General features: G+C 55.6%; 7 protein-coding genes. 5 read left to right on the forward strand and 2 right to left on the reverse strand.

The annotated features are described in order from the left end of the window. Nucleotides 1–6: 6 nt before the first annotated feature. From ACW8F6_RS14915 to ACW8F6_RS14930, 4 genes are all read left to right on the forward strand, one after another. On the forward strand, nt 7–1,302 hold the full coding sequence (locus ACW8F6_RS14915) for a M18 family aminopeptidase (protein WP_491576671.1): 1,296 nt from the start codon (nt 7–9) through the stop codon (nt 1,300–1,302). Between the two features lie 15 nt (nt 1,303–1,317). Further along, the gene (locus tag ACW8F6_RS14920; RefSeq protein WP_491576672.1) at nt 1,318–2,325 is read left to right on the forward strand and encodes a cyclic nucleotide-binding domain-containing protein; all 1,008 of its coding nucleotides are present in this window, start codon (nt 1,318–1,320) and stop codon (nt 2,323–2,325) included. A gap of 22 nt (nt 2,326–2,347) precedes the next feature. Beyond that, nucleotides 2,348–3,448, forward strand: a complete 1,101-nt coding sequence (locus tag ACW8F6_RS14925) for a tRNA-queuosine alpha-mannosyltransferase domain-containing protein (RefSeq protein ID WP_491576673.1) — start codon at nt 2,348–2,350, stop codon at nt 3,446–3,448. Nucleotides 3,449–3,516: 68 nt separating this feature from the next. After that, a complete protein-coding gene (locus tag ACW8F6_RS14930) occupies nt 3,517–4,524 on the forward strand; it encodes a tryptophan--tRNA ligase (RefSeq protein ID WP_491576674.1) in 1,008 nt (335 codons plus the stop codon). Nucleotides 4,525–4,573: 49 nt separating this feature from the next. On the opposite strand, the gene bioA is transcribed toward ACW8F6_RS14930, so the two are convergent. Further along, nucleotides 4,574–5,854, reverse strand: a complete 1,281-nt coding sequence (bioA, locus tag ACW8F6_RS14935) for an adenosylmethionine--8-amino-7-oxononanoate transaminase (RefSeq protein ID WP_491576675.1) — start codon at nt 5,852–5,854, stop codon at nt 4,574–4,576. A gap of 12 nt (nt 5,855–5,866) precedes the next feature. Here bioA and ACW8F6_RS14940 point away from each other — a divergent pair, with 12 nt between their 5' ends. Next, complete coding sequence (locus ACW8F6_RS14940; RefSeq protein WP_491576676.1) at nt 5,867–6,688, forward strand: DUF547 domain-containing protein; 822 nt, start codon at nt 5,867–5,869, stop codon at nt 6,686–6,688. Here ACW8F6_RS14940 and ACW8F6_RS14945 read toward each other — a convergent pair. Further along, nucleotides 6,673–7,349 (reverse strand): flagellar brake protein (locus ACW8F6_RS14945; protein ID WP_491576677.1); only part of this gene is annotated, 677 nt, incomplete at its 5' end. The two genes, ACW8F6_RS14940 and ACW8F6_RS14945, sit on opposite strands and share 16 nt — an antisense overlap.

Here is a 7,349-nt window from a genome sequence, read left to right on the forward strand (position 1 = left end):
TCGACTATGGCGAATTCAGCCAATGCCACAATCATTGCGCAGCTCAGCGATTTTTTACAGGCATCGCCCACGCCTTTTCACGCTGTGGCAGAAATGGCCAAACGGTTGCAGTCGGCGGGTTTTGTCGAGCTGAAAGAGGGCGACGAGTGGCAGTTCTCGGTGGGTGGAAAATATTATGTAACCCGCAATGACTCCTCGTTGCTGGCCTATGTGCACGGTCAAGATACCGTGGCGCAGGGCATCCACATGGTAGGTGCACACACCGATAGCCCCTGCCTAAAGGTCAAGCCTCAGCCAGAAGTGAATTCACAGGGCTATTTTCAACTCGGTGTCGAAGTGTATGGCGGCGTGTTGCTGGCCCCCTGGTTTGACAGAGATCTTTCGTTGGCCGGTCGAGTTAATTACCTCGATGGTAAAGGCGCGCGTTGTTCCGCATTGATAGACTTTAAACGCGCCATTGCCACCATTCCCAGCTTGGCTATCCACTTGGATCGCGAGGTTAATAAAAGCCGTTCCATCAACCCGCAAACCGATATACCACCAGTACTTGCACAGCTGGCCAACAGTGACGAAAAACCGGATTTTCGCCAGCTGCTCAAGGAGCAGTTGCATGCCGACGGTGTAGACGATGTCGCGCAAGTACTGGATTACGAGCTGAGCTTCTACGATACCCAGCCCGCCGCCAGTATTGGACTCAATGGGGAGTTTTTTGCCGGTGCACGCTTGGATAATTTGCTTAGCTGTTTTGTGGGGCTGGAGGCGTTGCTGTCAGCTCGCTCGGGCCACAGCCAGCTGTTGATCTGCAACGACCACGAAGAGGTGGGTAGTATGTCTGCCTGTGGCGCCCAGGGCCCGATGCTACGTCAGTTTCTGGAGCGTCTGCTACCTGATGTCGAGGCGAGAAACCGGGCGATTGATCGCTCGGTAATGATCTCGGCAGACAATGCCCACGGCATTCACCCGAACTACCCAGATAAGCATGAGCAAAATCATGGGCCGCTGTTGAACCGCGGACCGGTGATTAAGATAAATGCGAACCAGCGCTACGCCACCAACAGTGAAACCAGTGCATACTTTCGGCATCTGTGCCAACAGCAACAGGTGCCTGTGCAAGCCTTTGTGGTACGTACAGACATGGCTTGCGGCAGCACCATCGGGCCCATCACCGCAGCAGAAATCGGTTTAAAAACCCTGGACGTGGGTATGCCTACTTGGGGAATGCATTCCATCAGAGAAACGGCAGGCACCACGGATATGGTTGATCTGATTAAAGTACTGCGCGCCCATTATTCGGCCCGCTAACGACCAGGAGTAACCATGGCATTTGATTTACAGGCACTGGCGCAGTTTGAGCCGTTCAGTGCGCTTAGCGAAGAATATTTACAGCGTCTAATGGACCATCTTGAGCTGTTTGAGCTGGAGCGGGGGACGCTGGTTTTCAAGCGCGGTAAGCCGCTGGCGGAAAATTATTACCTGGTGTCTGGCAGTGTTGACCTGATCGCCGCTGACTTTGAATCTGAAGTCATTAGTGCCGAGAGCGAGCGCGCCAAACAACCGCTGAATCTGCAGTCGCCATCGCCGGTGTCCGGGGTGGCGAAAGAATCCGTGGTGGTCTTTCGGATTGACAAAGAGTTTGTGGATTTGGTTTTGGCTTACACCGAGTCCAGCGCCGAGCAGGCCGAACACCCTGGTGAGGAGCATCAGGATTGGATGTCTTGTTTGCTCGAGTCGCCATTGTTCAACAAGGTGCCGCCCGCCAATTTGCAGGAATTGTTTGCCAAGTTTGAATGGGTTGAGTTCAGCGCTGGCGACGTTCTGATTCAAGAGGGCGACCAGGGCGATTATTTTTACGTTCTTGAAAAAGGTCGAGTGGCCGTAGAGTCGCGCAGCCAACAATTAGATGTGGTATTAAAACCCGGTCATTATTTTGGCGAAGAAGCGTTGGTCGGCGATGCCGTGCGCAATGCGTCGGTGATAGCCCAAAGCAACGGCGGCGTCATGCGCCTGACCAAAGAAGATTTTCGCGTACTGCTGCAAGAACCAATTTTACAGTATGTCGACAGCCAGGCTTGGACGTCGTTGGAAAAGCAGGGCAACTTTAAATTGGTCGACGTGCGGTTGCCCATGGAATACAAGTGTGGCCATGTGGCCGGCGCTGTAAACATGCCACTGGGCGGTTTGCGCGTACGCCTAGAGCGCCTGGAAAGCGGCGTAAATTACCTGATAACCGGTGATGGTGGCCGCCGCGCCGAGGTGGCGGCCTATCTATTCAATCAGGCAGGTCTCGATTGTTCCATCCTCTCTTGCGCCAATGAACTTTATTAGTGGCGGCAGTTGCCTGTAACTCGTGCGCTGCCTGCTGCTATCTGCGTACCATGCCCAGAGTCACGCCTATTGGTGTGACGGGCTTATCACGGCCTTTCCGGATTGGCACTGGCAGTTGGTCAGTTTACCGGCGCGCTACTTCAATTGGCGCATTCGCGGCAATGCCTTGTATTTGGCGCACCAGTACACCGCACTTTTTAACGAGCCCTGGGATTTAATAATCGCCACGTCCATGACGGATTTGGCTGGCTTGCGCAGCTTTTGCCCGGCTTTGACCCGGGTGCCGACGCTTCTGTATTTTCACGAAAATCAGTTTATTTACCCGGCAAATGGCGTGCAGGCACAGCGGCTCGAGCCGCAAATGATGACCTTGTTCAGCGCCCAATCTGCAGATCTGCTGGCCTTCAATTCAGACTACAATCGCCAGACATTTTTGCAGGGCGTCGCAGCGCTAATGGCAAAGTTGCCCGATGCAGTACCGCCGCATTTGGTTGCGACATTGGCAGAAAAATCCGCCGTTTTACCGGTGCCATTGTTGGATTCTGCCTTTCGACCTCCTGGCCCAAAACCTAGTCGCCCGACGATAATTTGGAACCACCGCTGGGAGCACGACAAGGCGCCCGAGCGATTGGTCAATGGCCTCGAGGCTCTGGGCGAGCGTTTGCCCGACCTTCAGGTGCATGTTGTCGGGCAGCAATTTCGACAGGTACCGCCGGTTTTTGCCAAGCTGCAAGCGCTGTTGCTTTCGCGGGGTAGCTTGGGCGCATGGGGTTATCAGCGGACTCGCAGCGATTACGAGGCACTGTTAGCCGCTAGCCACTGTGTTGTCTCCACGGCGCTGCACGATTTTCAAGGGCTGTCAGTGCTGGAGGCGGTTGCCGCCGGCGCGCAGGCGGTGCTGCCCAGGCGCCTGGCCTACCCTGAGTGGTTTAGCTCTCAAGACTCAGGCGTGCACTTTTACGCCTCGGATTTGGAGCAACCTGCGCTGGAAGCCGAGCAATTGGCCGAGGCCTTGGTTCGAGCATGCAGTGCAGAGCCCTCGCAACCGGCCAACGTACAACAGCTCTCCTGGGCGTCGCTGGGGCCGACTTACCGGCATACACTCGAGACGCTGGCGGGTTAGCAGGTGTGCATCTGCAATGCATTTACGGGTATCATAGCCGCCTTTAAGCATTAGCCAGAGTTGACACTATGACCAAGCAGCGGGTATTGACCGGCATTACTACCACCGGTACTCCTCATCTCGGTAATTATGTGGGCGCCATCCGCCCGGCCATCGAAGCCAGCCACGACACGAACAATCTGTCATTTTATTTTTTAGCCGACTACCACGCGCTGATTAAATGTCAGGCGCCGGAACTTGTGCACCAGTCCACTCGCGAAATAGCGGCCACTTGGCTGGCATTGGGGCTAAATACCGATAATGTGGTGTTTTACCGCCAGTCGGATGTGCCCGAAATTCCGGAGCTATGTTGGATTCTCACCTGCAGTGCTGCCAAGGGTTTGATGAACCGTGCGCACGCGTACAAAGCAGCGGTGGCCGCCAATGAAGAGGCGGGAGAAGACACCGATTTTGGCATCACCATGGGACTGTACAGTTACCCGGTGCTAATGGCCGCCGATATTCTGATGTTTAATGCACACAAGGTGCCAGTCGGTCGCGACCAAATTCAACACGTTGAAATGGCGCGCGATATCGCAGCGCGTTTCAATCACCACTACGGCACTCACTTTACCCTGCCAGAGGCGGTGGTTGACGACAATGTGGCCGTGCTGCAGGGCTTGGATGGCCGTAAGATGAGTAAAAGCTATGGCAATACCATCCCGCTATTTCTGGATGAAAAGCCGCTTAAAAAGCATATCAATAAAATTAAAACTAACTTGCTGGAGCCGGGTGATCCAAAGGACCCGGACGACGCAACGGTGTTTCAAATTTGGCAAGCCTTTGCCACGCCCGAGCAAACGCAATATATGCGCGATGAATTTGCCGCCGGGATCGCCTGGGGCGAAGCGAAAAAACAATTGCACGAATTAATTAACGGCCAGCTGGCAGAGGCGCGCGAGCGCTATAAAGAGCTGCTGGCAGATCCCGCCCACGTGGAAGCCGAATTGGAGAAGGGCGCCGAAAAAGCGCGTGCCTTCAGCGCGCCCTTACTGAAAGATGTGCGTGCAGCGGTGGGCATCAAGCCCATTCGTTAATTGCCGGCAGGTGCTCACACAGGTTGCTAGGTGCACCTGTGTGAACGTCTTAAACCTGAGCCAGCACTTTGCAGAGTGCACCCGTTAGCTGGGTTAATTCCGCGGGCGTGATGATCAGCGGAGGCATTACGTACACCAATTTTCCAAAGGGTCTAACCCAAACGCCCTCCTCAATAAACCGGCGCTGAATACTAGCCATGTCCACGGGCGCGTGCATTTCAACCACGCCTATTGTGCCCAATACCCGCACCTCGGCAACGCCGGCATAGTCGGCGCAGGGGTTTAGTCCTTGCGTCAGTGCCGCGCTAATGCTTGCCACTTTTTCTTGCCAAGGTTGACTACACAGGAGGTCGATGCTGGCATTAGCTACGGCGCACGCCAATGGATTGCCCATAAAGGTGGGTCCGTGCATAAAGACACCCGCCTCGCCGTCGCAAATGCCCTGTGCCACTTTGTCGTTGCACAGTGTCGCGGCCAAGGTCATGTAGCCGCCTGTGAGTCCTTTACCCAAACACATAATATCGGGGCTAATATGCGCGTGCTCGCAGGCAAACATTTTGCCTGTGCGTCCAAAGCCGGTGGCAATTTCGTCGGCAATCAGTAGCACCTGGTGCGTGTCACAGAGCTCTCGCACGGCGCGCAAATAGTCGGCTGAATAAAAACGCATGCCGCCGGCGCCCTGTACGATGGGCTCCAAAATTACGGCGGCCAAGCTATGGGCATGGTCCTCAAACAGCTGGCGCAATGGTGCTAGATCGCTGTCTTGGCAGGGGCTGCCAAAGGGGCAGCTGGGCGAGGGTGCAAACAGGTGTTGAGGCATCACATCGGCAAACAGGTGGTGCATGCCGGTAACAGGGTCGCACACCGCCATGGCGCCAAAGGTGTCGCCGTGATAACCATTGCACAACGCCAACATGCGCGTTTTCTGAGGCTGTTGTTGCGAGCGCCAATACTGCAACGCCATTTTCAGCGCCACTTCTACTGAGACAGAGCCCGAATCGGCGAGAAATACCTTATTGAGGCCAGGCGGGGTTAGCGCCACTAACTTTTGCGCCAGCGTTACTGCCGGAGCGTGCGTCAGACCGCCAAACATCACGTGAGAAACCTGATCCACCTGTTGTTTGATAGCGGCATTTAAGGTGGGATGATTGTAGCCATGTAACATACACCACCAACTGGACATCCCATCTATGAGCCGGCGCCCATCGGCCAACTCTATGTAAACGCCTTCGGCGCGGGCCACTGGGTACACCGGCGGCGGATTTTTAAAGGACGAGTAGGGGTGCCACAAGAGTTCGCGATCGAGGTCGATGAGGCTGCTGTTATCCATACGGGAAATCTTATGTTGATCAAAAATAACCTAGTGTACGGGCGCAGGGGCGCCGCTGTCAGCCGTTGGTGCCAATTAATGGGGTGCTGGGCGCTGTTGTGTTGTGTGCTGCCGGGCGTCGCTGTACAGGCGGCAGTGTTACCGGATGACGGCGCCTATAGGGCGTTTTTAACGCACTACCGCCAAACGTCGCCGCTGGGTGCGGTGATTGACTACCGAGCCGTGACGTCTGCACATCGGCGACAATTGGCTGGCTATGTGCGCGCTCTGGAAGCAGTGAATCCCGAGGCGTTAAGCGAGCAGGCGCAGATTGCGTATTGGGTCAATTTATACAATAGTCGGATGATTTTACTGGTACTAGAAGAGGGCGTTCCCGTATCGGTCAAAGCCATTAAACCGAACCTGAGCGCCTGGCTCGCCGGTGGCCCCTGGAAACTTCCCGTGGTCACCGTGGCGGGGCAATCTTTGAGTTTCGACGATATCGAACACGGTATTTTGCGCCAGCGCTGGCAGGAGCCGCGCCTGCACTTCGTCCTCAATTGTGCCAGCATAGGGTGTCCGGACTTACCGCCCGAGCCGCTGGAGGCCAGCCGGCTTGAACAGCAGTTGGTGCAAGCGGCACTGGCATTTATTAACGCCCCGAAAGGCGTGCGCAAGACGCCCAATGGGTGGGTGCTTAGCCGGATCTTTGACTGGTTTGGCGACGATTTCGGCGCAGATCTGGCGGCGCGATTGAACTACATCAATCGCTACCGGCAGTCCCCAATTCCGCTTAATGCGGACATTCGCTACGACTATGACTGGGCGCTGAACGCACCTCAGGCGGCTCGGTAATTCTGTGCCAACAGGGTGTCCACATAGTGGCTGAGCAAGCCGTATTGGTCGGTGGTGAGCCCGGTGAATTCCACACTAATTTCAGTTTGGCGGTGGGGTCGGCGCATAAACCGGAAGCTGCGCACCTTGCCCTCACACTGGATGCGCAATTGACGGCTCAATTCAAATTGTATGTGGGGGATGCGGCTGCCGCGGCTGATTTCCTTCAGCTTGTCGCCGTTGACCGCCAGTCGCATGCCGCTGGCCGATAGATTGACCAGTGAGCCAAACCAGTGCGAGCGCCAGGGCGACTGAAGCTTGACGGGGACTAGTCGGTCTTCCAACAACAGGCGCGCATGGCGGCGGCGCTGGCGATAACTCAATTCTTCGGGCAGAGGTACCAGGTAGCAAGGGCTGCCGGCAATGGTCTGGCGCTCCAGCAACGGGGCCTCAAATTGCATGACTTTACCCATGTGTTGGTGGGATAAGTACAGTGATTGCCCCAGGGCCGGTTGTGGCGCCGTAGGAAAGAGTTCGTCCAGCACCAACAGTCGACGACTGAAGTTGATGTCTAAGATTAGCGACTGAAAAATTTGTCGGTGATTGTCCAGCTGGACGGTAATGAGTTGCCGGCGGCTTTGCAGATCGATCAGGGTGGCGTACTTCTGCATAAGGCCCGTCA

It is taken from the genome of Simiduia sp., assembly GCF_058345725.1.